The 21,288-nt window shown below is 65.3% G+C and carries 25 protein-coding genes; 13 read left to right on the forward strand and 12 right to left on the reverse strand.

Going from position 1 to position 21,288, the window contains the following annotated elements; all coding sequences use genetic code 11:
- Positions 1 to 2: 2 nt before the first annotated feature.
- From T8S45_RS13915 to dapD, 5 genes are all read right to left on the reverse strand, one after another.
- Positions 3 to 515, reverse strand: a complete 513-nt coding sequence (locus T8S45_RS13915; protein WP_188641027.1) for an ion channel — start codon at positions 513 to 515, stop codon at positions 3 to 5.
- Positions 516 to 623: 108 nt separating this feature from the next.
- Positions 624 to 821, reverse strand: a complete 198-nt coding sequence (locus T8S45_RS13920) for a DUF3008 family protein (RefSeq protein WP_188641028.1) — start codon at positions 819 to 821, stop codon at positions 624 to 626.
- On the reverse strand, positions 821 to 1,048 hold the full coding sequence (locus T8S45_RS13925; RefSeq protein WP_322294156.1) for a hypervirulence associated TUDOR domain-containing protein: 228 nt from the start codon (positions 1,046 to 1,048) through the stop codon (positions 821 to 823). The genes T8S45_RS13920 and T8S45_RS13925 overlap by 1 nt, the downstream gene beginning before the upstream one ends.
- 4 nt (positions 1,049 to 1,052) lie before the next feature.
- Positions 1,053 to 1,256, reverse strand: a complete 204-nt coding sequence (locus tag T8S45_RS13930; protein WP_188641030.1) for a hypothetical protein — start codon at positions 1,254 to 1,256, stop codon at positions 1,053 to 1,055.
- Between the two features lie 72 nt (positions 1,257 to 1,328).
- Positions 1,329 to 2,153, reverse strand: a complete 825-nt coding sequence (gene dapD, locus T8S45_RS13935) for a 2,3,4,5-tetrahydropyridine-2,6-dicarboxylate N-succinyltransferase (RefSeq protein ID WP_322294157.1) — start codon at positions 2,151 to 2,153, stop codon at positions 1,329 to 1,331.
- Positions 2,154 to 2,315: 162 nt separating this feature from the next.
- Here dapD and T8S45_RS13940 point away from each other — a divergent pair, with 162 nt between their 5' ends.
- Complete coding sequence (locus T8S45_RS13940; RefSeq protein ID WP_322294158.1) at positions 2,316 to 4,661, forward strand: S8 family peptidase; 2,346 nt, start codon at positions 2,316 to 2,318, stop codon at positions 4,659 to 4,661.
- A gap of 3 nt (positions 4,662 to 4,664) precedes the next feature.
- Here the strand turns inward: T8S45_RS13940 and T8S45_RS13945 are convergent, their stop codons facing one another.
- The 4 genes from T8S45_RS13945 to T8S45_RS13960 all read right to left on the reverse strand — a co-directional run bounded on the left by T8S45_RS13945 (position 4,665) and on the right by T8S45_RS13960 (position 9,261).
- The gene (locus tag T8S45_RS13945) at positions 4,665 to 5,747 is read right to left on the reverse strand and encodes a phosphotransferase family protein (RefSeq protein WP_322294159.1); all 1,083 of its coding nucleotides are present in this window, start codon (positions 5,745 to 5,747) and stop codon (positions 4,665 to 4,667) included.
- An 89-nt stretch (positions 5,748 to 5,836) separates the two neighbouring features.
- The gene (locus T8S45_RS13950) at positions 5,837 to 6,925 is read right to left on the reverse strand and encodes a Zn-dependent alcohol dehydrogenase (RefSeq protein WP_322295243.1); all 1,089 of its coding nucleotides are present in this window, start codon (positions 6,923 to 6,925) and stop codon (positions 5,837 to 5,839) included.
- A complete protein-coding gene (locus T8S45_RS13955) occupies positions 6,925 to 8,064 on the reverse strand; it encodes an acyl-CoA dehydrogenase family protein (protein ID WP_322294160.1) in 1,140 nt (379 codons plus the stop codon). The genes T8S45_RS13950 and T8S45_RS13955 overlap by 1 nt, the downstream gene beginning before the upstream one ends.
- Positions 8,065 to 8,079: 15 nt before the next feature.
- The gene (locus T8S45_RS13960; protein WP_322294161.1) at positions 8,080 to 9,261 is read right to left on the reverse strand and encodes an acyl-CoA dehydrogenase family protein; all 1,182 of its coding nucleotides are present in this window, start codon (positions 9,259 to 9,261) and stop codon (positions 8,080 to 8,082) included.
- 238 nt (positions 9,262 to 9,499) lie between these two features.
- On the opposite strand from T8S45_RS13960, the gene T8S45_RS13965 reads away from it, so the two are divergent.
- The 4 genes from T8S45_RS13965 to T8S45_RS13980 all read left to right on the forward strand — a co-directional run bounded on the left by T8S45_RS13965 (position 9,500) and on the right by T8S45_RS13980 (position 14,034).
- Positions 9,500 to 10,942 carry an MFS transporter gene (locus T8S45_RS13965; protein WP_322294162.1) on the forward strand — a complete coding sequence of 481 codons (1,443 nt, stop codon included), beginning with the start codon at positions 9,500 to 9,502 and terminating at the stop codon, positions 10,940 to 10,942.
- An 80-nt stretch (positions 10,943 to 11,022) separates the two neighbouring features.
- Positions 11,023 to 12,312: an acyl-CoA dehydrogenase family protein gene (locus T8S45_RS13970; RefSeq protein ID WP_322294163.1), complete on the forward strand. Its 1,290-nt coding sequence runs from the start codon at positions 11,023 to 11,025 to the stop codon at positions 12,310 to 12,312.
- Positions 12,313 to 12,332: 20 nt separating this feature from the next.
- The gene (locus T8S45_RS13975) at positions 12,333 to 13,139 is read left to right on the forward strand and encodes an SDR family NAD(P)-dependent oxidoreductase (protein WP_322294164.1); all 807 of its coding nucleotides are present in this window, start codon (positions 12,333 to 12,335) and stop codon (positions 13,137 to 13,139) included.
- A gap of 4 nt (positions 13,140 to 13,143) precedes the next feature.
- Positions 13,144 to 14,034 (forward strand): SMP-30/gluconolactonase/LRE family protein, encoded by an 891-nt coding sequence (locus T8S45_RS13980; RefSeq protein ID WP_322294165.1) that lies wholly within the window; start codon positions 13,144 to 13,146, stop codon positions 14,032 to 14,034.
- 9 nt (positions 14,035 to 14,043) lie between these two features.
- Here T8S45_RS13980 and gmk read toward each other — a convergent pair whose 3' ends face one another.
- From gmk to T8S45_RS13995, 3 genes are read right to left on the reverse strand one after another with little or no spacing between them, the layout of a single operon-like run.
- Positions 14,044 to 14,691 (reverse strand): guanylate kinase, encoded by a 648-nt coding sequence (gmk, locus tag T8S45_RS13985; RefSeq protein WP_229658037.1) that lies wholly within the window; start codon positions 14,689 to 14,691, stop codon positions 14,044 to 14,046.
- A 49-nt stretch (positions 14,692 to 14,740) separates the two neighbouring features.
- Positions 14,741 to 15,163, reverse strand: coding sequence for a hypothetical protein (locus T8S45_RS13990; protein ID WP_322294166.1), 423 nt, complete (start codon positions 15,161 to 15,163; stop codon positions 14,741 to 14,743).
- Positions 15,164 to 15,194: 31 nt separating this feature from the next.
- Positions 15,195 to 15,707, reverse strand: coding sequence for an SspB family protein (locus tag T8S45_RS13995; RefSeq protein WP_188641041.1), 513 nt, complete (start codon positions 15,705 to 15,707; stop codon positions 15,195 to 15,197).
- A 111-nt stretch (positions 15,708 to 15,818) separates the two neighbouring features.
- Here T8S45_RS13995 and T8S45_RS14000 point away from each other — a divergent pair, with 111 nt between their 5' ends.
- The 8 genes from T8S45_RS14000 (at position 15,819) to T8S45_RS14035 (ending at position 21,277) form a co-directional block, all read left to right on the forward strand.
- Positions 15,819 to 16,196: a histidine triad nucleotide-binding protein gene (locus T8S45_RS14000; RefSeq protein ID WP_188641042.1), complete on the forward strand. Its 378-nt coding sequence runs from the start codon at positions 15,819 to 15,821 to the stop codon at positions 16,194 to 16,196.
- A 73-nt stretch (positions 16,197 to 16,269) separates the two neighbouring features.
- Positions 16,270 to 16,722 carry a YbgC/FadM family acyl-CoA thioesterase gene (locus T8S45_RS14005; protein ID WP_188641043.1) on the forward strand — a complete coding sequence of 151 codons (453 nt, stop codon included), beginning with the start codon at positions 16,270 to 16,272 and terminating at the stop codon, positions 16,720 to 16,722.
- Positions 16,719 to 17,420, forward strand: coding sequence for a protein TolQ (gene tolQ, locus T8S45_RS14010; RefSeq protein ID WP_407654915.1), 702 nt, complete (start codon positions 16,719 to 16,721; stop codon positions 17,418 to 17,420). Before T8S45_RS14005 ends, tolQ begins: the two co-directional genes overlap by 4 nt.
- On the forward strand, positions 17,420 to 17,863 hold the full coding sequence (locus T8S45_RS14015; protein ID WP_188641044.1) for an ExbD/TolR family protein: 444 nt from the start codon (positions 17,420 to 17,422) through the stop codon (positions 17,861 to 17,863). Before tolQ ends, T8S45_RS14015 begins: the two co-directional genes overlap by 1 nt.
- A 10-nt stretch (positions 17,864 to 17,873) precedes the next feature.
- Positions 17,874 to 18,665: a cell envelope integrity protein TolA gene (locus tag T8S45_RS14020; protein WP_322294167.1), complete on the forward strand. Its 792-nt coding sequence runs from the start codon at positions 17,874 to 17,876 to the stop codon at positions 18,663 to 18,665.
- On the forward strand, positions 18,665 to 20,050 hold the full coding sequence (gene tolB / locus T8S45_RS14025) for a Tol-Pal system beta propeller repeat protein TolB (protein WP_322294168.1): 1,386 nt from the start codon (positions 18,665 to 18,667) through the stop codon (positions 20,048 to 20,050). The genes T8S45_RS14020 and tolB overlap by 1 nt, the downstream gene beginning before the upstream one ends.
- A gap of 67 nt (positions 20,051 to 20,117) precedes the next feature.
- Positions 20,118 to 20,639, forward strand: a complete 522-nt coding sequence (gene pal, locus T8S45_RS14030) for a peptidoglycan-associated lipoprotein Pal (RefSeq protein ID WP_188641047.1) — start codon at positions 20,118 to 20,120, stop codon at positions 20,637 to 20,639.
- A gap of 104 nt (positions 20,640 to 20,743) precedes the next feature.
- The gene (locus tag T8S45_RS14035; RefSeq protein ID WP_188641048.1) at positions 20,744 to 21,277 is read left to right on the forward strand and encodes a J domain-containing protein; all 534 of its coding nucleotides are present in this window, start codon (positions 20,744 to 20,746) and stop codon (positions 21,275 to 21,277) included.
- The last annotated feature ends 11 nt before the right edge of the window (positions 21,278 to 21,288 follow it).

Below are 21,288 nucleotides of genomic sequence, written 5' to 3' on the forward strand. Positions count from 1 at the left end.
AGTTAGCGCCGGCTTTCGAGTTTGGACAGGACCCGGACGAAAAAGGCGGTCGACCAGCCGAGCATGAGCACGCCGATGATCCCCTCCGATGCCGCGATCATTCGCCAGCTCGGATCGATGTAATTGTCGGTGAAACCGAGCGTGGCATAGGTGATCGACGAGAAATATATCGCGGTGTCGAGGTCGGGCACAGCTCCGATTGCCGAGTAGAGGAAGGCGAAGGCCCAGATTTCGGCGAAGTGCAAGCCGAAGATCGCGAGAACGATACCCACGACCACGATCCCGCCGCGGATCGAGAGTGGCTCGTACCGTTCGAACCGATAGTGGCGTTCGGAACTTCCTTCTTTCTCGCGCTCTTCCGCATTCTGCTCGCGCGTGAGCAAATTGCTGAGCGAGAACAGGCCGACCCCGTGGATCAGCACCGCAACGACGATCATCACCGCGCTGAGTGCCAGCTGCGACGTCATGGACGGTGTCAGGCTGAACAGGTGGCTCCCCTCGGCGCCGATATCCATGTCAGGTCTCTTCGGGGGTGCGACCCCCGGCCATCAGGCGATGAACTGGCCGCTGGTTGCTCGAACGGTCGGAGGCCGAAGCGCTAGCTTGCCGGTCGTGGTCTTCCATCAGCCTTCGTCGTCGCCGTCCACGTGCTCGGGGAGGCCGTCGCGATCGGTCGAGGCATAGTCCTCGAGCTCGTCTTCGGACATGCTGTCGTACATCTGCTTGGACGCGCCCTGGAGCTCTGAGACCTTGGTCTCGCCGCGCTTGGCGGAAAGGGCGGCACCGGCCGCGCGTTGCTGGGCCTTCGACTTCGCTGGCATCAGGTATTCTCCTTCAGTTCCGAGCCGCGTTTCAGCACTTCGTCGCCGTCGTCCTGCCTGATCAAATAGGCCGGATTGGCCTCGTCGCCGTGCTTTGTGACTTCGGTGCCCTGCCGAGTGCGCGTGACTTTGCGCTCGAACCGTTCCTTGATCTGGCCCGATCCTTTGCCGTTACCCCAGTTCCACTCGACATGCTGGTCGGCCTGGAAACTGTTCGCCTTGCTCACCCGTCTACTCCGCCGGTGCGGCCGTGCTCGAAACGCTCGGTTCGGGTTCATCCCCGGACGAAGACGCGGCGCCTGTCATCCAGGTGATCGATAGGGCGACAATCGCGATCAGCAGGCCGATGAGCAGCACCCACCGGACAACGCCGCTGCTGCTGCCGCCGCGGACCTCGTCGGTCTCGACGTGGATCTCTTCGCCTTCCTTGCGCATTTCAAGTCCTCCCGTTCGTATCGCTACGCAAAGGAAATGCACCGGGATCGGGCGGGTTCCTGACTGTCTCGGCTAGGCGCGCAGCAGCTCGTTGATCCCGGTCTTCTCGCGGGTTTGCGCATCGACGGTCTTGACGATGACCGCGCAGGCGAGACCCGGTCCGCCATCTTTGCCCGGCAGCGATCCCGGGACGACCACCGAAAAAGGCGGGATATGGCCGCGGATCACCTCTCCGGTGTCGCGATAGACGATCTTGGTCGACTGGGTGATGAAGACGCCCATGGCGACCACGCAGCCTTCGCCCACGATCACGCCCTCGACGATTTCGGAGCGCGCGCCGATGAAGCAATTGTCGCCGATGATCGTCGGATTGGCCTGCATCGGCTCGAGCACTCCGCCGATCCCCGCACCCGCCGAGATATGGCAATTCTCGCCGATCTGCGCGCAGGAGCCGATCGAGGCCCAGGTGTCGACCATCGTGCCCTTGCCGACATGGGCGCCGATATTGACGAAGCTGGGCATCAGCACGCAGCCGGGCGCGATATAGCTGCCCTCGCGGGCGATCGCACCGGGAACGACCCGGAAGCCAGCGTCGCGGAAGCGGGCTTCGTCCCACCCGGCGAACTTGCTCGGCACCTTGTCGAACGCGGGATGGCCCGCGCTGCCTCCTTCCATTACGCGGTTGTCGTTGAGGCGGAAGGACAGCAACACCGCCTTCTTGAGCCACTGGTTGACGGTCCAGCCTCCCTTGCCGTCGGGTTCGGCAACGCGACCCTCGCCGCTGTCGAGCATGGCAAGCGCGCGTTCGACCGCGGTCCGGATCGCGTCGTCGCTGGAATCGAGGTCTGCACGGTTTTCCCAAGCGGCTTCGATGGTCTGGGCGAGTGTGTCGGTCATGCGATCGCTTTCGGCAAATGGGTTCTCGTTCGGCGCGCTAACGCCTCGGGTGCCGGGCGGCAAGCGCGTCCGGCGCGGGAACTGGGGCGTATCCGTTAAGGTTCTAGGTATCAGCGCCGTGCTAGGCCCGCGTGAAGGTCGGCAGTTTCCGGGATGACGCAAATGAGCTTGAAACGTGGATGGAAGGTGCGCGCGGGTGCCTGCGCGGCGGTGATCGCCCTGCTGGCCGCCTGTGGCGGCGGTTCCCCGCCTCGCTCGACGCCGGCCCCGACGCCCACGCCAACCGCAACCCCCACGCCGACGCCGACCCCCACGCCGACGCCGACCCCCACGCCGACCCCGACGCCCACTCCGGCAAGCGTGTTCAACACGTCCGAATATCGTCGTTCGGATGGACCAGCCGACCACAATGCGATTGCCGCCTGGCAACAGGGCGCGACCGGCGCCGGGGTCGCGATCGCCATCATCGATACCGGGATCGACAGCGACAGTCCCGAATTCGCGGGTCGCATCCTTCCGGCCTCGCGCGATGTCGCCGGCAGCCGAGGGATCGACCAGGAGGACGACCACGGCACCAATGTCGCGCTCGTCGCCGCGGCGGCGCGTAACAATACCGGGGTGATGGGCATCGCCTACGAGGCGAACCTGCTGGTGTTGCGGGCCGACTTCCCGGGTACCTGCGCCGATGTCTCGGACGATGGAGGCACGAATTGCAGCCTGCGCGACAGCGATATCGCGGTCGGGATCCAATACGCGACCGACAACGGCGCGAAGATCATCAATCTCTCGCTCGGGGGTGGCAATCCCAGCCAGGCGGTTCGCACCGCCGTCCAGCGCGCGGTCGCCGCCGGTGTGGTGGTGATCGTGTCCTCGGGCAATGACGGCCTCGGATCGCCCGACAACTTCGCGGCCGGGATATCAGACGTCGGGAGCGGCGGCGTGATGATCGTCGGCTCGGTCGACGAGGGCGGCAATATCTCGTCCTTCTCGAACCGGGCCGGGACCTACATCTCCTCGTTCCTCACCGCCCGCGGCGAGCGGATCTGCTGCGTCTACCAGAACGGCGTGCTCAAGACCGAGACCGACAGTACCGGGACCTACGTCTACCTTTTCTCGGGCACGAGCTTTGCCGCGCCGCAGGTGGCGGGCGCCGCGGCGCTGCTGTTCCAGGCGTTTCCGAACCTCAGCGGGCAGGATGTCGTCGAACTTCTGCTCGACACCGCGCGCGATGCCGGGGCCACCGGCGACGACGACGTCTACGGCCAGGGGATCCTCGATATCGCCGCGGCCTTCGCGCCGCAGGGCACTTTGTCGCTCGCCGATACGCGGGTCGCGATGGCGCTGACCGACAGCACGCTGGTCGGTTCGCCGGCGATGGGCGATGCGCTGGCCGGGGCGTCGATGCCGGTCACGCTGCTCGACAAGTACGAACGTGCCTACAGTTCCGATCTCGGCGCGCGCACCCTGGGAGCACAGGTCGCGCCGAAGCTGGAAGGCGCGTTGCGCGACGATCTGCGCCATGTGGGTCTCGGTAGCGACGCGCTTTCGCTCTCCTTCGCGATCGACGGCACCGCACTGCGTTCGCCGTGGGGCGGGCGGCTGTCGCTGTCGACCGAAGATGCCGAACAGGCCCGCGTGCTGGCGGCTCGCGTGGCCGCGAGGATCGCACCCGATACGCAAATGGGCGTCGCCTTCCGGCAGGGCGCTCAGGGGCTCGTCGCGCAATTGCAGGGCCAGTCGCGCCCCGCCTTCCTGATCGCTTCGGGCGCGCAGGACGATACCGGTTTTGCATTGGGCGACACGATGAGCTTCGCGCTGCGACGCGATCTCGGCGATCTCGGTCTGACGCTGAGCGCGGAAAGTGGGACGGTGCTGGCCGGCGCGCGCGGGCGGTTCGCGACGGATTTCGCCCGCAGCCGCGCCGAGGGTAACGCGATCCGTTTCGGAGCTTCGCTCGACGGCGATTACGGGCCCCTGACCGCGACGCTCGGAGCCAGCTGGCAGCGCGAGGACCGCACGGTGCTCGGCGCACGCTTCCACGAGGCGCTCGGCGTCGGCGGAGCGGACAGCCTGTTCGTCGATGCCGATTTGCGCTTCGATGCGGGCGACGGCTGGCGCTTGGGCGGCGCCTTCCGGCAGGGCTGGACCTTCGCGCAGGGCACGCGCCTGGCGAGCAACGGCTGGGCCCTGGACCTCGAAAAGCGCGGCGTGCTGTGGAGGGATGACGGGATCGCCTTTCGCCTGTCGCAACCAATGCGCGTCGCCGATGGCGGGATCGACCTGACGCTGCCGGTCTATTGGGACTACGCCACACGCAGCGCGACGGTGGCGACCCGGTCGCTCGCGCTGGCGCCGACCGGGCGCGAGATCACCGGCGAGCTCGCCTGGCGCGGTCCGTTCCTCGGCGGCAATGCCAGCGCGAGCCTGTTCTACCGGACCGATCCGGGTCACTATGCCGACCTGCGCGACGATCCGGGCGTCGCGATCCGCTGGTCGCGCGAATTCTAGCGCCTAGGCGCCCGCCTTCTTCGCGAAATCCCACGCCAGTTCGGCCAGCGGGCCGACGCGCTCGCTCATCGCCTTGGCGTGCGCGGAGGACGCAGTGCCGTCGATCACGCGCTTCTTGATGCCCTGCATGATCCCGGCGAGGCGGAAGAAGTTGTAGGCAAAATACCAGTTCATGTCGGGCACGCTGTCGCGGTTCGTGGCGGCGCAATAGCGCTCGACGATCTCGTCGAGCTCGGGAATGCCGAGCGCCGCGCGATCAAGGTCGAGCACGCCCGATCGCCCGCCATTGTCGGTTACCCAGGCGAGGCAGAAATAGGTGAAGTCGGCGAGTGGATCGCCCAGCGTCGACAGCTCCCAGTCGAGCACGGCGAGCACTTGCGGGGAGCCCTTCGCCCAGATCATGTTGTCGATCCGGTAATCGCCATGAACCACCGAGGTCCGGGTCTGCTCGGGCACGGTGCGGGGGAGGTATTCGATCAGGCCTTCCATCGGCTCGAGCGTGTCAGTCTCGCTCATTCGGTACTGCTTGGTCCAGCGGCCGATCTGGCGTTCGAAATAATTGCCCGGCTTGCCGTAATCGGTGAGCCCGGCCTGCTTGAGGCCGACCGCGTGGAGCTGCGCCAGCACGTCGGTCATCGCGAAATAATGCGCGCGTCGCTCCTCGGGCGAATGATCGGGCATCGCGCCGTTCCAGATCGAATGCCCATCGACCATCCCCATCACGTAGAACATCGCGCCGATGACGCTTTCGTCCTCGCACAGCCCGTATTGCGGGGCGACGGGGAAGCCGACCTTTTCGAGCCCCGACTGGACGCGGAATTCGCGATCGACCGCATGCGCGCTCGGCAATAGTTTCCCGAACGGCTTGCGCCGGAGCACGTAGTCGCGGTTCGGCGTCGACAGCTTGTAGGTCGGGTTGGACTGGCCGCCCTTGAACTTGGCCTGCGAGAGCGGGCCTTCGAAGCCGTCGACATTGGCCGCCATCCACTCGGCGAGCCGGTCGAGATCGAGGACGTCCTGGCCCTGCGGCTCGGTGGTGCCGGTGAATTCGGCCTGCGCGTCGATGGGGGGCGTGATCTGGGTCATGCGGAGCTTCTATCCGTTCGTATCGAGCGAAGTCGAGATACGTTGGCCTGGACGTGTCTCGACTTCGCTCGACACGAACGGTGAGGGGGTCAGTCGAACACCACCACGCTGCGCGCGCTGGTGCCGGTGCGCATCAGGTCGAAGCCCTCGTTGATCTTTTCCAGCGGGATGCGCTCGGCGATGATCGTGTCGAGGTCGAGCAGGCCACGCAGGTAGAAATCGACCAGCCGCGGCAGGTCGACCGGGAAGCGGTTCATGCCCATGATTGCGCCCTGCAGCTTCTTGCCCGAAAGCAGGTCCATCGCGCCGAGCCCGACCTTGCAGTCCAAGGGCATCATGCCGAGGATTGTCGCGGTCCCGCCGCGCTTCAACAGCTTCACCGCGGTCTTGGCGCTGGCCTCGCGCCCGACCGCCTCGATCGCATGGTCGACCCCGCCGCCGGTCAGCGCGATGACCTCTTCGATTGCATTCTCCGCGGTCGGGTCCAACGCATGGGTCGCGCCGAGCACCTTCGCCAGTTCGCGCTTTTCCGCAATCGGATCGAGCGCGATCACGCGCCCCGCGCCCGCAATCTTTGCCGCGTTGATCGCTGCGAGGCCCACGCCGCCGCAGCCGACCACGGCGACGGTCTCGCCCGGCACCAGTTTGCACGCGTTGAAGATCGCGCCCGCGCCCGTGGTCACCGCGCAGCCGATTACCGCCGCGCGGTCGAGCGGCATGTCCCTGTCGATCGCGACGCAGGCATGTTCGTGGATCAGCATCTGCTCGGCGAAGCCCGACAGGTTGAGCAGCTGGTTGACCTGCTCGCCGTCGCCGCGCGTCAGGCGCGGCGGGTCGCTCTTCGCGCGGCGCGTATCACCGCCGAGGCACAGCGCCATCCGGCCGGTTACGCAGAACTCGCAATGGCCGCAGAATGCCGAGAGGCAGGTCACCACGTGATCGCCCGGCTTGACCGTCCTCACCTCGCTGCCGACCGCCTCGACCACGCCCGCCGCTTCGTGCCCCGGTACCAGCGGAAGCGCATGCGGATAGGCGCCGTCGATGAAGTGCAGGTCCGAATGGCACAGCCCGCAGGCATGGGTGCGGATCAGCACTTCGTGCGCCAGCGGCTTGGAGGTGCTTACGTCACCGATCTGGAGCGGGGTGCCGGGTTGTTCGAGGATTGCAGCCTTCACGATCAGTACCCGCTCAGCTTCGCCACGCGGTCGGCGTGGAAATAGTGATCGCCGAGGAATTCGTGCAGCGCGCGGTCGCGCTTCATGAACAGGCCGATATCGTATTCGTCGGTCATGCCGATGCCGCCATGCATCTGGACGCCTTCCTGCACCGCGAGGCGCGCGACCTTGCCGACCTTGGCCTTTGCGACCGAGACCATCAGGTCGGCCTTGTCGGCATCTTCGTCGAGCATCTGCGCCGCCTTGATCGCGGTAGCGCGCGCGATCTCGAGTTCGGAATAGAGATGCGCGGCACGGTGCTGGAGCGCCTGGAATTCACCGATCAGCTTGCCGAACTGCTTGCGCTGCTTGAGGTATTCGGTCGTGCGGTCGAACGCGCCGCCGGCGACGCCGACGCCTTCGGCCGCGGCACCAGCGCGCCCGGCATTGAGCATGCGGTTTAGCACTTCGCGCCCGCCGTCGACTTCGCCGATCACGGCATCGCCATCCAATTCGACCCCGTCGAAGGTCACGTGGCTCGCCATCGAGCTGTCGACCAGCCGCACCGGGTCCTGCTTCATGTTGGCCGCGTCCTTGGGCACCGCGAACAGCGTGATACCTTCATCGTCGCTGTCGTCGCCCGAGGTGCGCGCGGCGACGACCAGCATGTCGGCGCTGGCGCCCTGGATCACGAAGGTCTTGGCACCCGTCAGCCTAAAGCCGTTGCCCGATTTCTCGGCGCGGGTCTTGATCTCCTGCGGGTTGTGCTTGGGCCCTTCGTCGACCGCGATCGCGAACACGCTCTTGCCTTCGACGAGGCCGGGCAGCCAGCGGCCCTTGAGGTCGTCCGAGCCCGCGCCCAACGCACTCGCTGCCATTACCGAGCTGGTGAGGAAGGGCGACGGCGTGAGGTTGCGGCCGATCTGTTCGAGCACGATGCCCGCCTCGACATGACCCATGCCGAGCCCGCCATGGTCCTCGTCCACCATCATCCCGGTGAAGCCCATCTCGGCGAACTGGCCCCACAATTCGTGGCCGAAACCGTCCTTGCAGCCCTTGTCACGCCAGTGGCGGAGCTGTTTTTCGATGCTGCCCTGTTCGGACATGAATTCGCTCGCGGTGTCGGCGAGCATCTGCTGATCTTCGTTCAGGTAAAGAGGCATTGTTCTGGTTCTTCCTCAGGCGCCGGGGAGTTCAAGGATGCGCTTGGCGATCACGTTGAGCATCACCTCGCTGGTGCCGCCCTCGATCGAATTGGCCTTGGTGCGCAACCAGCTGCGCGCAGGCGTACCGCCGCTGGTTTCCTCGCTTTCCCATTCGAGCGCGCGCGAACCGCCCGCCGACATCATCAGCTCGTGGCGCTGCTTGTTCAGCTCGGTCCCGGCATATTTCATCATGTTCGGCTGGGCGGGGTGCGCCTTGCCGACCTTGAGTTCGTCGAGGAATTTCTCGCCCATGCAGCCATAGGCGAGCGCATCGATATCGTATTCGGCGAGTGCGGCACGCAGCACCGGGTTGTCGATGCCGTTGCGCGCAAGCTTCGGCCCGAGCGAGCCTGAGCGTTCCTTGTTGCCCGCGCCCGAGATCATCTCGCGTTCGTGGCCGAGCAGATACTTCGCGACGTCCCAGCCGCGATTGATCTCGCCGACATAGCCGGGAATGTCCTCGCCATAGCTCTTCGGCACCTTCACGTCGTCCATGAAGGTTTCGCAAAACGGGCTGTTGCCGCTGATCAGCTTGATCGGCTTGGTCGACACGCCATCGCTCGCCATGTCGAACAGCATGAAGGTGATGCCGCGATACTTGTCGTTCTTGTCGGTGCGGACGAGGCAGAAGATCCAGTCGGCCTCGTCGGCATAGGAGGTCCAGATCTTCTGACCGTTGACCACCCAGTGATCGCCCTTGTCCTCGCCGAAGGTCTGCATGCTAACGAGGTCGGAACCGCTGCCCGGCTCCGAATAGCCCTGGCACCAGCGGATTTCGCCACGCGCGATCTCGTTGAGGAAGCGCTGCTTCTGGCCCTCGGTGCCGAAATGCAGCAGCGCCGGGCCAAGCATCCAGATCCCGAAGCTCGAGAGCGGCGGACGCGCATTGATCCGCGCCATTTCCTGGCGCAGCACCTTGGCCTGCGGGGGAGTGAGCCCGGCACCACCATATTCCTTCGGCCAGTCGGGCACGGTGTAGCCCCTGTCGCGGCAGGCTTCGAACCAGGCCTTCTGTGCGTCGTTCTTGAACTCGGCGTTGCGGCCGCCCCAATAGACGTCGCGCTCGTCGTGCACGGGCTGGCGCATTTCCTCGGGACAGTTCGCTTCGAGCCATTCGCGCGTCTCGGCGCGGAAAGCGTCCAGGTCTTCAGCCATGATCCTCTCCTTCAAAATCATGCCGCCCTTGCGCGGCGATTTAATCGCGCGTTTAAAAGCAAACTCGTACGAGTCGCAAGCACCTAAGGCCATGATGTGCTGCAGCGCCGCCGTGCCGTGGTCGGGTCGCGCGTGGCTCGTTGACCTCGGGATGCTTTGCCCTAGGCTTGGACGCAGAGAAGAATTGGGAGAAGACGCGAATGCCGAGCACCGACAAGCCGATCGATCGCTCGCCCGCGTGAACGCCCCCGCCCACACGGCTCCGCCGCGCCGCGTGCCCCTGCGCACCAAGCTCGCCTTCGGGGTCGGCACCGTCGCCTTCGGGATCAAGGATAACGGCTTCGGGGTCTTCCTGCTGTTGTTCTACAACCAGGTTGTGGGGCTGCCGGCCGAAGCGGTCGGCGCGACGATCGGGCTCGCGCTGGTGCTCGATGCACTGATCGATCCGGTGGTCGGAAACCTCTCTGACCGGACCCGCAGCCGGATCGGGCGGCGCCATCCGTGGATGTACGGGGCCGCGCTGCCGGTTGCGCTGTCGTGGCTGATGCTGTGGCACCCGCCGACCTCGGGCACCGGGGCGACGCTCGGTTACCTGCTGATCGTCGGTTTTCTCGTCCGCGCGAGTCTGTCTGCTTACGAAGTGCCGTCGATCTCGCTGCTGCCTGAGATGACCAGCGATTACCAGGAACGCACTGTGGTGCTTCGCTACCGCTTCCTGTTCGGCTGGGTCGGCGGGCTCGTGATGCTCGCGATCGCCTACGGGCTGATCTTTACCGATACGCCCGAATATCCCAACGGGTTGCTCAATCCCGACGGCTATACCCCCTATGCGGTGATCGGCGCGATCGTCATGCTGGCCTCGATCCTGCTCTCGGCCTGGGGGACGCACAAAAAATTCGCACGCCCGCCGGCACACCCCATCGATACCGCCGAAAACCTCGGCCAAATCATCGCCACGCTGAAATACCGACCGTTCCTGATCCTGATGGTCGCCGCGCTGTTCGGGATGGCGATCCAGGGGATCACCTTCGCGCTGACGAACTACCTGTTCGATTTCGTTTGGGAATTCACGGCGCTCCAGTTCGTAGCCTATACCGGGATCCTGTTCGCCAGCGCGGTCGCCTCGTTCCTCGTCGTGGTCCCGATCGGCAGGCGCTTCCGCAAGCAGCGCGCGGCGGCGATCTGCGTGGTCGTGATGATGCTGTTCGCCTCGGCGCCTTACTGGCTGCGCTATTTCGACCTCGCGCCGCCGAACGGTTCGGACTGGTTGCCGCCTTTCATCTTCGCGTTCGTCTTCGTCGGCAACACGGCGGGCATATCGGCGACTCTGTTCACGACCTCGATGATGGCCGACGTGACCGATCACGCCGCGAGCAAAGGCGGCAAGCAGACCGAGGGTCTGTTCTTCGCCGGCTATTTCTTCCTCCAGAAGGCGATTTCGGGGATCGGGATCTTTCTTTCAGGGCTGATCCTCGGCCTCGTCGGCTTTCCCGAGAATGCCCAGCCCGGCGCGGTCGACCAGGACGTGCTGATGCGCCTCACCCTGTTCTACGCGGCCGCGCTCGTCGTATTCGGCCTGGCGGCGGCCTGGTCGTATCTGCGTTTCCCGCTGGGACCGGTGGCGGGGGTCGATCCGCAAGGTCTCGACCGCGTGATCGACGCCGCGGGCGAGGAAGTTTAACCGCTCGCTTAAATCGAGGCTTGCGCCAGCGCGCTCGCGCTTCCAAACACGCGGGCAACATATTTCAGGAGAGGACCGACATGGATTTCCAGCCCACCGAACGCCAGCTCTACTGGCGCGACCGCGTCAAGGATTTCATCGAGCAGCACGTCCGCCCCGCCGTGCCGACCTACAAGGCGCAAGACGAGGAAGGCGATCGCTGGAAGGTGATCCCGGTGGTCGAGGAATTGAAGGCCAAGGCCAAGGATGCCGGCATCTGGAACCTGTTCATGCCGCCGCGCAATGACGGCCACCACCACGTCGAGGAAACCTACGAATTCGAAGGGCCGGGTCTGACCAACCTCGAATACGCGATGTGCGCCGAGGAAATGGGCCGGATCGGGTTTGCCTCCGAAGTTTTCAATTGCTCGGCGCCCGACACCGGTAACATGGAAGTGTTCCATCGTTACGGCACGCGCGAACAGAAGGACCAGTGGCTCACCCCGCTGATGAACGGCGAGATCCGTTCGGCCTTCTTGATGACCGAGCCCGACGTCGCCTCGTCCGATGCGACCAATATCGAGTGCCGGATCGAGCGCGACGGCGACGAATACGTCATCAACGGGCGGAAATGGTGGAGCTCGGGCGCGGGTGATCCGCGCTGCAAGGTCGCGATCGTGATGGGCAAGACCGATTTCGGCGCCCAGCGCCACCAGCAGCAGTCGATGGTGCTGATGCCGCTCGATGCCGACGGCGTGAACATCATCCGCCACCTGCCGGTGTTCGGTTACGACGACGCGCCGCACGGGCACATGGAAATCGAGCTGAAGGACGTTCGCATCCCGGCGACGAACATGCTGCTCGGCGAAGGGCGGGGCTTCGAGATCGCGCAGGGCCGCCTCGGCCCGGGCCGCATTCACCATTGCATGCGTACGATCGGCGCGGCCGAAGAAGCGCTAGAGAAGATGTGCCGCCGACTGCAGAGCCGCGAAGCTTTCGGCAAGCCGATCTACAAGCATTCGGTGTGGGAAGAACGCGTTGCCCGCGCACGGATCGATATCGACATGACTCGGCTGCTCTGCCTCAAGGCCGCCGACATGATGGACAAGGTCGGCAACAAGGCCGCCAAGCAGGAAATCGCGATGATCAAGGTGCAGGCGCCCAACATGGCGCTGCGGATCATCGACGATGCGATCCAGGCGCATGGCGGCGGCGGCGTGTCGAACGATTACGGCCTCGCCAAGGCCTATGCCGGGCAGCGAACGCTGCGCCTCGCCGATGGGCCCGACGAGGTCCACGCCCGCTCGATCGCACGGATGGAATTCGCCAAGCACGCCCCCGACCCCGGGGAAGTGAGCTTTAGCTCGGGCGACATGGGCGCGACGCGCTGACAGACACGGGAGCGAGACAGATGGAACTCAGCAAACTGTTCGGCCTCGATGGCCGTATCGCGCTCGTCACCGGCGGCAGCCGCGGAATCGGGAAGATGATCGTCGAGGGCCTGCTCGCCGCAGGCGCCGAGCGCGTTTACATCGTCGCGCGCAAGAAGGAGCAGGTCGACGAGACCGCTGCCGAGCTCGGCGACAAGGTGATCGGCCTGGTTGGCGACCTGTCGCAGATGAACGGGATCCAGCAACTCGCCGACGAGCTTGCTTCGCGCGAGGACCGGCTCGACCTGCTGGTCAACAATGCCGGGGCCGCCTGGGGCGAACCGTTCGAGGATTTCACCGAGGCCGGCTGGGACCGGACGATGGATTTGAACCTCAAGACCCCGTTCTTCCTGACCCAGAAGCTGCTCCCGCTGCTCAAGGCGGCGGCGAGCAAGGACCGGCCCGCCAAGGTGCTGATGATTTCGAGCATCGACGGGATGAAGTCGAACCCGTGGCCGACCTATCCCTACCAGGCCTCGAAGGCCGGGTTGATCCACCTCACCCGGCGCATGGCCGCCGAACTGGTCGGGCACCACATCGTGGTCAACGGGATCGGTCCGGGCGCCTATCCCAGCGCGATGAACCGCGCTGCGCGCGACAATGCCGAATTGGTCGAAAAGGGCATCCCCGCGCGCCGCGTCGGCGTGACCGAGGATATGGCGGCAGGCGCGATCTACCTGCTCAGCCGGGCGGGCGATTACGTCGTCGGCACCACGATCCCGATCGATGGCGGCGTGGTGAACGCCAATATCGGCGCGGGTAATTTCGTCGATCCGTCGGGGAAATAGGACGATGGCGCGCGAACTCCGCACCGTCGCCGAGGGGATCCATTTCGGCGAAGGGCCGCGCTGGCATGAGGACCGGTTGTGGTTTTCCGATTTCTACGCCCACCGCGTCTACTCGGTGAGCGAGGAGGGCGGCGATCTCCGCGTCGAACTTGAATTCGACGACCAGCCCTCGGGTCTCGGCTGGATGCCCGATGGATCCTTGCTGGTCGTGTCGATGGTTCGGCAGCAGGTCTGGCGACGCTGGCCCGACGGGGGGCTCGAACTGCATGCCGACCTCTCCGACATCGCCGGTTTCTGGTGCAACGACATGGTCGTCGATGCGCAGGGCCGCGCCTATGTCGGCAATTTCGGCTTCGATCTCGACAAGGCGCTGGTCGAGAAGGGGCCCGACTGGATCCGCGAACACGGCGCGCATGCGCCGATTGCGCTGGTCGAGCCGGATGGTTCGGTCCGACTCGCCGCGGGCGAGGAAAAATTCTTCTTCCCCAACGGCTCGGTGATCACACCCGACGGCAAGAGCTTGATCGTGGGCGAAACGCTCGCCAACCGGTTGACCGCACTCGACATTGCTGCCGACGGCACGCTTTCGAACCGGCGCGAATGGGCCGAGACCGGCAAGCGCCTGCCCGACGGGATCTGCCTCGATGCCGAGGGCGCGATCTGGATCGCCAACCCGCTCGCGCCCGAATGCGTGCGCTATGCCGAGGGCGGCGAGGTGCTCGACGTGGTCGAGACGGGCGATCTCAATTGCTACGCCTGCATGCTCGGCGGGGCTGATGGCAAGACCCTCTTCACCGTCGTCGCGCCGACCTCGCATCGCGATGCGGCGAGCCAGGCGAAGAACGGGCGGATCCTCGCCTGCAAGGTTGATGTGGCGAGGGCCGGGCGGCCCTGATCTGAGCGGCTATTCGGCGTCGGGTGCCATCAATCCGCGGACGAATCCGATCAGCCCGGTCTGGCGCTGGCGTTTCATACGTTCGGCCTCGAGGATTTCGCGCACTTTGCCGTAGCATTCCTCGACGTCGTCGTTGATCACGACGTAGTCATAGCCGTCCCAGTGGCTGATTTCGGCGCGCGCACGCTCCATCCGGCCTGCGATCACCTCGTCGCTGTCGGTCCCGCGACCGCGCAGGCGATCGTGCAGTTCCTTAAGGCTGGGTGGCAGGATGAACACGCGCACCACGTCCTGCTGGTCCTTCTGGTAGAGTTGCTGGGTGCCCTGCCAGTCGATGTCGAACAGGAAATCCTGCCCTTCCTTGAGCGCGTTGCGGATATGGCCCTTGGGCGTGCCGTAGCGATGATCGAAGACATGCGCCCACTCGTAGAAATCGTCCGCCTCGATCATCCGATCGAATTCGGCATCCGAAACGAAATGGTAGTCGCGCCCGTCGACCTCGCCCGGGCGCATCGGGCGGGTGGTGACCGAAACCGACAGGCCGATATGCCCGTCGCGTTCGAGCAGCATCCTCGCGATGGTGGTCTTGCCCGCGCCCGAGGGCGAGGAAAGGATGAACATCAGTCCGCGGCGCTGGAGGGTGTCGTGATCGGCCATGCCCGCCTGTGCCCGATAGGGGCGGCGCGAATCAACCCCGATCGGCGGCTTATTCCTCTGCCTGGTCCACCAATTGCTCGTCGCCCTTGCGCCGGGACTTCGCCCGGCTCAGCGAGCGGTCGAACAGCGTCTTGCCGAGCACCGCCGTTCCCACCAGCAATGCGCCGGGGATCGAACGCGTGGCATATTTGGTCGCGCCGTAGGCGAGCAGCGTCTGGACGAGGCTGCGGTTTTCGATGATCTTTTTGGCGTGTTCGCCGCCATAGCGGCGCCGCAGCAGACCCTTTTCCAGCGATGTGCGGGTCAGCCGTCCGGCGGCGCGCAGGATGAGGTCCTGGATGATCAGATTGGTCGCCGGATTGGTGCTTGGACCCCAGACCTCGTCCTCGCCCTTGCCGTTGAGCTTGCGCCCGGTCTTGGCGACCTTCTTGCCGACGATGTCGCTAGCTACCTTGTTGTCGATTTTCGCCATTTTGCGGCCCCTGTTGCTGCAGGCCCGCGAATTACTTGCGGCGACCGAAATCCACGGTCACGACGTTGGAGCCCTCGTCCTTCTGAACGTCGGGGCCATCGCCCTGTTCCGCCTCGCCCTCGGGCTCGTCGTTCTCGGCCGGATCGTGTCCGGGCGCAACGTCATTGTCGCCGACGGCCTGGAACTGGAGCCCGAAATCGACCGCCGGATCGACGAAGGCAGTGATCGCGGCGAACGGGATGGTCAGGATCGAACCCACGCCGTTGAAGCTGAGCCCCACCGAGAAACCCTGGTCGGACACGCTGAGGTCCCAGAACTTGTGCTGCAGCACGATCGTCATCTCGTCGGGGAAGCGGGCGCGCAGGTCGGCGGGAATGTCGACCCCGGCAGCATCGGTCTTGAAGGTGATGTAGAAGTGGTGCTCGCCTGGCAGTTCGCCGCCGGTCTGCTCGATTTCGCCCAGCACGCGGCCGACCACGGCGCGCAGGGCTTCCTGCACGATCTCGTCGTAGGGGATCAGGCTGTCGGGCGGTGTTTCGCTCATGCGCGCAGAATTGGCGGTGCGGCGGGCGCGGGTCAAGCCGAAAGCGCGTGCCTGCCCGCTTGCACCGGCGACGCCAACGCCTATCACGCCTTGCGGAAAAGGAGACCCGCCATGCCGATCGACGCCACCCTCCCGTATGACGACGACAATGTTTTCGCCAAGATCCTGCGCGGCGAAATCCCCTCGGACAAGGTCTACGAGGACGAGTGGGCCTATGCCTTTAACGACATCGCGCCGCAGGCGCCGACCCACGTGCTCGTCATTCCAAAGGGCAAATATGTCAGCTGGGACGATTTCTCGGCGCGAGCGAGCGACGCGGAAATCGGCGGGTTCGTGCGCGCCGTCGGCAAGATCGCGCGCGAAGCAGGGCTGGTCGAGCCGGGCTATCGCCTACTCGCCAATGTCGGTGCCGATAGCGGGCAGGAAGTGCCCCATCTGCACGTGCACATCTTCGCCGGTCGCCCGCTGGGCCGGATGGTGGCGCAATAATCCGTCGCTGCTGGCCAACTGGTTAACTTTCGACAGTTGCCAGTCGAGTCGCGGGCTCGCTATGGCGGCCCAAATGGATGCGCCAGCCCCTCCTTCCGGCCTGTTCGACGGGTCCGTGCACCTGTTCCCGGTGCGCGCCTATTTCGAGGATACCGACCTGTCGGGCGTGGTCTATCATGCCAATTACCTGCGCTGGTTCGAGCGCGCGCGCTCGGACATCCTGCGCCTGCTGGGGATCGACCAGCGCGCGGCCAACGAGGCGGGCGAGGGCGCCTATGCCGTCGCCGACATGCAGATCCGCTTCCTGCGCCCGGCCAAGCTCGACGACGCAGTGCTGATCCGCACCCGCTGTACCGAGTTGAAGGCCGCAAGCTGCCGCATGCACCAGGAAGCCTGGCGCGACGACACGATGCTCGCCGACGCGACTCTGCGGGTCGGCTTCGTGGCCCCCGACGGCCGCCCGCGCCGCCAGCCCGAAGACTGGCGCACCGCGTTCAAGACCATTCTCGACGAAAGCGATAGATGAACCAGATGACGAACCTTCTTGCCGCCGCGCCGACCCGGCTCGATCCGGTCGAACTCTTCCTGCAGGCCGATGTGGTCGTGCAGGCGGTCATGCTCGGCCTGCTCCTGGCGAGCGTCTGGACCTGGATGATCATCATCTCCTTCGCGATGAAGATCGGCCGGCTGAAGAAACAGGGCGAGATTTACGAAAAGCAGTTCTGGGAGGCGGAAAACCTCGAGCAATTGCAGAAGAGCGTGGCCGATCGCGACATCCCCGCCTCGCGCATTGCGGGTGCCGGGCTCAAGGAATGGCGCCGCTCGATCAAGGCGGCCACGATCGACCGCGACGGAACCCGCGATCGCCTGCGGATGGCGATGGACATGCAGGTCGCCGAAGAGGCGGACAATCTCGCCAAGCGGCTCGGCTTTCTCGCCACGGTCGGTTCGGTCGCGCCCTTCGTCGGCCTGTTCGGTACCGTGTGGGGCATCATGAATTCGTTCTTCCAGATCGGCGCGCAGCAGAATTCTTCGCTCGCGGTGGTCGCACCGGGTATTTCCGAGGCGCTGTTCGCGACCGCGATCGGCCTGTTCGCGGCGATTCCCGCCGTCATTGCCTACAACCGCCTGACGCAGAGCGTGAATTCCTACGAAGCGCGGCTCCACCGCTTCGCCGAGCGGTTCAACATGAGCCTGTCGCGCCAGTTGGAGACGCGTAGCTGATGGCGATGGGCTTGCATCATTCGGGCCGCAAGCACCGACGCCTGCGCGCGCCGATGGCGGAGATCAACGTCACGCCCTTCGTCGACGTGATGCTGGTGCTGCTGATCATCTTCATGGTCACCGCGCCGCTGCTCAATTCGGGCGTGCCGGTCGACCTGCCCGACAGCCGGGCGAAGGCGTTGAGCCAGGAACCCGAACAGATCACGCTGTCGCTTTCGGCCGACGGTCGGCTCTATCTCGACAATGACGAGCTTGCTCCGGGCGAATTGCCCGACCGGCTCGAGGCGGCGCGGTCGGCGGCTGGCGGCGAACCGCCGCAGGTCACGCTGCGCGCCGACCGCAATCTCGACTATGGCCGGGTGATGGCGGTGATGGGCGAGCTCAATCGCGCCGGGTTCAACGCGATCTCGCTGGTCACCGGCAGTTCATCCGAGGTTCCATAGGTCCGCGCCAATGGCCACGAGAAGCCTTGCACGAGAGGAAAAATACGCACTGCCGGTGGCGGTGGCGTTGCACGTTGCGCTCGTCGTGGCCCTGTTGTGGAAGCCGGTCGGCGCAGCGATCGTCCAGCCGCCCGAACGCGTTTCGGTCTCGTTGACCGACGAGGCCGGGCTTACCAGCACCGCGCCGATCCCGCTGCCCGATGCGGCCCCGCCAGCCGCTGCCGAAGCGCTCGATCAACCGCGCGCCGACGACGCGGCCGAGCCGCTCCCGCAGCCGCGCGCCGAACCCCGCAGCGAGCCGGTCGTGAGGCCCGCCACCCGCAGCGAGACGCGCCAGCCGACGCCGCGCCGTACGCAGGCGCCGCGCGAAACGCGGCAGGCACCTCCCAGGTCCGCCGAGCCCAAGGGCCAGATCGACAGCGATTTCCTCGGCAGCCGCGGCACCACCGAAACGAGCGCCAATAGCGGTACGCCAGCCGCCGAAATCGGGCCGCGGGTGCGCAATTCGCTCGCCGCTTCGATCTCGCGCCAGCTCAAGCCGCACTGGAGCGCGCCGCAGGGCGTTGATGCAGAAAAGCTGGTGACGATCCTCGCGTTCGATCTCAATCCGGACGGCTCGCTGCGCGGAAATCCGCGTGTTGTGGATCAGCTCGGTATCAACGACGCCAATCGCGCACAGGCCTCGCGCCATGCCGAACAAGCGATCCGCGCGGTGCGCCTCGCCGCGCCGTTCAACCTTCCCGAAGAATATTACGACGCGTGGAAGCGCGTGTCGGACTTCCGTTTCGACCGGAGACTGTGATGAAATTTGCCGCCCTTCTGATGACCGCCGCATTTTCGCTCGCCGCCGTTCCGGCAGCCGCGCAGCAATCGCCGACGATCGACGAGGAACCGATCGCGACTTCGCAGGAGGCCCCGCAGGGTCTCTCGGGTGCGGTGACCGATGAAAGCGAATGGCAGGACCTCGAAATCGCGATCCCCGGCTTCGCGACCAATGCAAACGTGTCGACCGCCGCCAACGATGCGGGGACGGCCGCGCTCGGTCGCGATATCGCGCGAGTGATCACCGCCGACCTCCAGAACAACGGCCTGTTCCGGCCGACCGGGCCGGATTCGCTGCCGCAGCCATCCTTCGGCGACATCACCAGCCCGGCCTATTCGGTGTGGGACGGTCGCAAGGCCGAAATGCTGGTCCAGGGCTATGTCCGCAAGAATGACGACGATAGCCTGACGGTCGGCTGCTATCTTTACGACGTGCTGCTCAAGCAGCCGGTCGAGAAGGCCGGCTGGCGGCTGCCGCCGTCGGACTGGCGCCGTGCCGCGCACAAATGCGCCGACATGGTGTTCTCGCGCCTGACCGGGGAGAACCCGTTCTTCGACAGCCGGATCGCCTATATCGCCGAGACCGGCCCGAAAGATAACCGCCGCAAGCGGCTCGCGATCATGGATTCGGACGGTGCGAACCACCGCTTCCTGACCAGCGGCAATGCGACTGCGCTGAGCCCGCGCTATTCGCCCGATTACAAGCAGATCCTTTATCTGTCCTATCTCGACGGCAATCCGCGGATCTACATTTACGACATCGCCAGCGGCACGCAGAAGCTGATCGCCCAGAGCGAGAATCCGACCTTCGCCCCGCGCTGGTCGCCCGACGGGCGCTGGGTGCTCTATTCGATGGCGGTCGCCGGCAATACGGACATCTATCGCGTTTCCGCCGATGGCGGCGAAAGCGTGCGACTGACCTCGAGCCCCGGGATCGACGTGGGCGGCTCGTTCTCGCCCGACGGCAAGCAGATCGTGTTCGAAAGCGATCGCTCGGGCTCGCAGCAGATCTACGTGATGGATGCCGACGGTTCGGACCAGCGCCGGATCAGCTTCTTCGGCGGACGCGCGGCGACTCCCGAATGGAGCCCGCGCGGAGACCAGATCGCCTTCACCCATATCTCGGGCAATTTCCGCATCGCGACGATGAGCCCGAACGGCAAGAACATGCGTCACCTGACCAATAGCTGGCAGGATGAAGCCCCGACATGGGCACCGAATGGACGCATCATCCAGTTCTTCCGCACCCAGCGAAATTCGGGCGAGACTTCGATCTGGCAGGTCGATCTCACCGGACGCAACGAGCGTCGCCTCACCACGCCGGTCGACGGGTCCGACCCGGCATGGGGACCGATCCGCGACTGACGCGTTGTAATAAAAGAGAAATCAGGGTCGCACCTTGTTTCAAGGCCGTTCTATCAGGAGAAAACCGATGGCCAATTGGAAGTATATCGCCCCGCTCGCGCTGGGCATCGCCCTTGCCGGTTGCTCGAAGAAGGCACCCGAAGAGCTTCCCCCGCAGCCGGCCGACACCACCACGACGACGGGCGGGCAGGACGATCGTTCTGGCATTTCGGACGAGATCGTTCCGGGCAGCCAGCGCGATTTCGAACAGTTCACCCGCGGCCAGGACACGATCTATTTCGATACCGACCGCTACAATATCGACAGCGAGGATGCCGCTCGCCTGCAGCGCCAGGCGCAATGGCTCGCGCGCTATCCCGACAAGCGCCTGACGGTCGAAGGCCATGCCGACGAACGCGGTACCCGCGACTACAACCTCGCGCTCGGCGAACGCCGCGCCAATGCGGCGAAGAACTATCTCGTCAGCCTCGGCGTGCAGGCGAGCCGCATCCGCACCGTCAGCTACGGCAAGGAACGCCCGGTCGCGCTCGGTTCCAATGAAAGCGCTTGGGCGCAGAACCGCCGTGCTGTAACGGTCACCGTCGACTGATCGACCCACAAGTTTCGGTTCGATCCGGAATAACCGGACGGGGGGCGCGTCCACTGCGGTGGGCGCGCCTTTTCCTATTCACTTCGATACCCTAGGTTACGGACATGGTTGGCGAACGCAGAAGCATGGATTGGGGCTTTCCCCGCTGGCGCGATTACGGCGCCTCGCGCGAGGCCACCAATGTGCGCATCTGCGACCGGCACAATTGCAACGAGCCCGGCAATTGCCCCGCGCCCAAGGCGGTCGGTTCGAACGAGCGCTGGTATTTCTGCGAGAAGCACGCCGCCGAATACAACAAGGGCTGGGACTATTTCGAAGGTCTCGACAAGGCCGAGGCGGCGGCGCGCGCCAAGCAGGAGCAGACCGAGAACGCCGGCTATGCCGAGGCGCAGCATTACGGCTGGTCGGGCAGCGGCGACGGATCGCGTAGCGCCGACGAGATGCGCGCACTGGATGTGCTCGAGCTCGAACCAGATGTCGACTTCGACACGATCAAGAAAGCCTGGCGCGCCAAGGCCAAGGAAGTCCATCCCGACGTCAAGCCGGGCGACGAGGAAGCGGCGAAGCAGTTCCAGGCCTACCAGGTCGCCTACGACGTGCTCAAGCAGGCCGAAGAACGCCGGGTCTGGAAGGGCTAGCAGCCCAAGCT

It is taken from the genome of Pseudoblastomonas marina (assembly GCF_034374265.1).
Classification (GTDB): Bacteria; Pseudomonadota; Alphaproteobacteria; order Sphingomonadales; family Sphingomonadaceae; genus Alteriqipengyuania_A; species Alteriqipengyuania_A marina.

Bases quoted from the DNA above. Each gene is read 5' to 3' on its own strand.
- T8S45_RS13915 (WP_188641027.1), bottom strand. From the start codon at position 515: ATGGATATCGGCGCCGAGGGGAGCCACCTGTTCAGCCTGACACCGTCC.
- T8S45_RS13920 (WP_188641028.1), bottom strand. From the start codon at position 821: ATGCCAGCGAAGTCGAAGGCCCAGCAACGCGCGGCCGGTGCCGCCCTT.
- T8S45_RS13930 (WP_188641030.1), bottom strand. From the start codon at position 1,256: ATGCGCAAGGAAGGCGAAGAGATCCACGTCGAGACCGACGAGGTCCGC.
- dapD (WP_322294157.1), bottom strand. From the start codon at position 2,153: ATGACCGACACACTCGCCCAGACCATCGAAGCCGCTTGGGAAAACCGT.
- T8S45_RS13940 (WP_322294158.1), top strand. From the start codon at position 2,316: ATGAGCTTGAAACGTGGATGGAAGGTGCGCGCGGGTGCCTGCGCGGCG.
- T8S45_RS13945 (WP_322294159.1), bottom strand. From the start codon at position 5,747: ATGACCCAGATCACGCCCCCCATCGACGCGCAGGCCGAATTCACCGGC.
- T8S45_RS13955 (WP_322294160.1), bottom strand. From the start codon at position 8,064: ATGCCTCTTTACCTGAACGAAGATCAGCAGATGCTCGCCGACACCGCG.
- T8S45_RS13960 (WP_322294161.1), bottom strand. From the start codon at position 9,261: ATGGCTGAAGACCTGGACGCTTTCCGCGCCGAGACGCGCGAATGGCTC.
- T8S45_RS13970 (WP_322294163.1), top strand. From the start codon at position 11,023: ATGGATTTCCAGCCCACCGAACGCCAGCTCTACTGGCGCGACCGCGTC.
- T8S45_RS13975 (WP_322294164.1), top strand. From the start codon at position 12,333: ATGGAACTCAGCAAACTGTTCGGCCTCGATGGCCGTATCGCGCTCGTC.
- T8S45_RS13980 (WP_322294165.1), top strand. From the start codon at position 13,144: ATGGCGCGCGAACTCCGCACCGTCGCCGAGGGGATCCATTTCGGCGAA.
- gmk (WP_229658037.1), bottom strand. From the start codon at position 14,691: ATGGCCGATCACGACACCCTCCAGCGCCGCGGACTGATGTTCATCCTT.
- T8S45_RS13990 (WP_322294166.1), bottom strand. From the start codon at position 15,163: ATGGCGAAAATCGACAACAAGGTAGCTAGCGACATCGTCGGCAAGAAG.
- T8S45_RS13995 (WP_188641041.1), bottom strand. From the start codon at position 15,707: ATGAGCGAAACACCGCCCGACAGCCTGATCCCCTACGACGAGATCGTG.
- T8S45_RS14000 (WP_188641042.1), top strand. From the start codon at position 15,819: ATGCCGATCGACGCCACCCTCCCGTATGACGACGACAATGTTTTCGCC.
- T8S45_RS14005 (WP_188641043.1), top strand. From the start codon at position 16,270: ATGGATGCGCCAGCCCCTCCTTCCGGCCTGTTCGACGGGTCCGTGCAC.
- tolQ (WP_407654915.1), top strand. From the start codon at position 16,719: ATGAACCAGATGACGAACCTTCTTGCCGCCGCGCCGACCCGGCTCGAT.
- T8S45_RS14015 (WP_188641044.1), top strand. From the start codon at position 17,420: ATGGCGATGGGCTTGCATCATTCGGGCCGCAAGCACCGACGCCTGCGC.
- T8S45_RS14020 (WP_322294167.1), top strand. From the start codon at position 17,874: ATGGCCACGAGAAGCCTTGCACGAGAGGAAAAATACGCACTGCCGGTG.
- tolB (WP_322294168.1), top strand. From the start codon at position 18,665: ATGAAATTTGCCGCCCTTCTGATGACCGCCGCATTTTCGCTCGCCGCC.
- pal (WP_188641047.1), top strand. From the start codon at position 20,118: ATGGCCAATTGGAAGTATATCGCCCCGCTCGCGCTGGGCATCGCCCTT.
- T8S45_RS14035 (WP_188641048.1), top strand. From the start codon at position 20,744: ATGGTTGGCGAACGCAGAAGCATGGATTGGGGCTTTCCCCGCTGGCGC.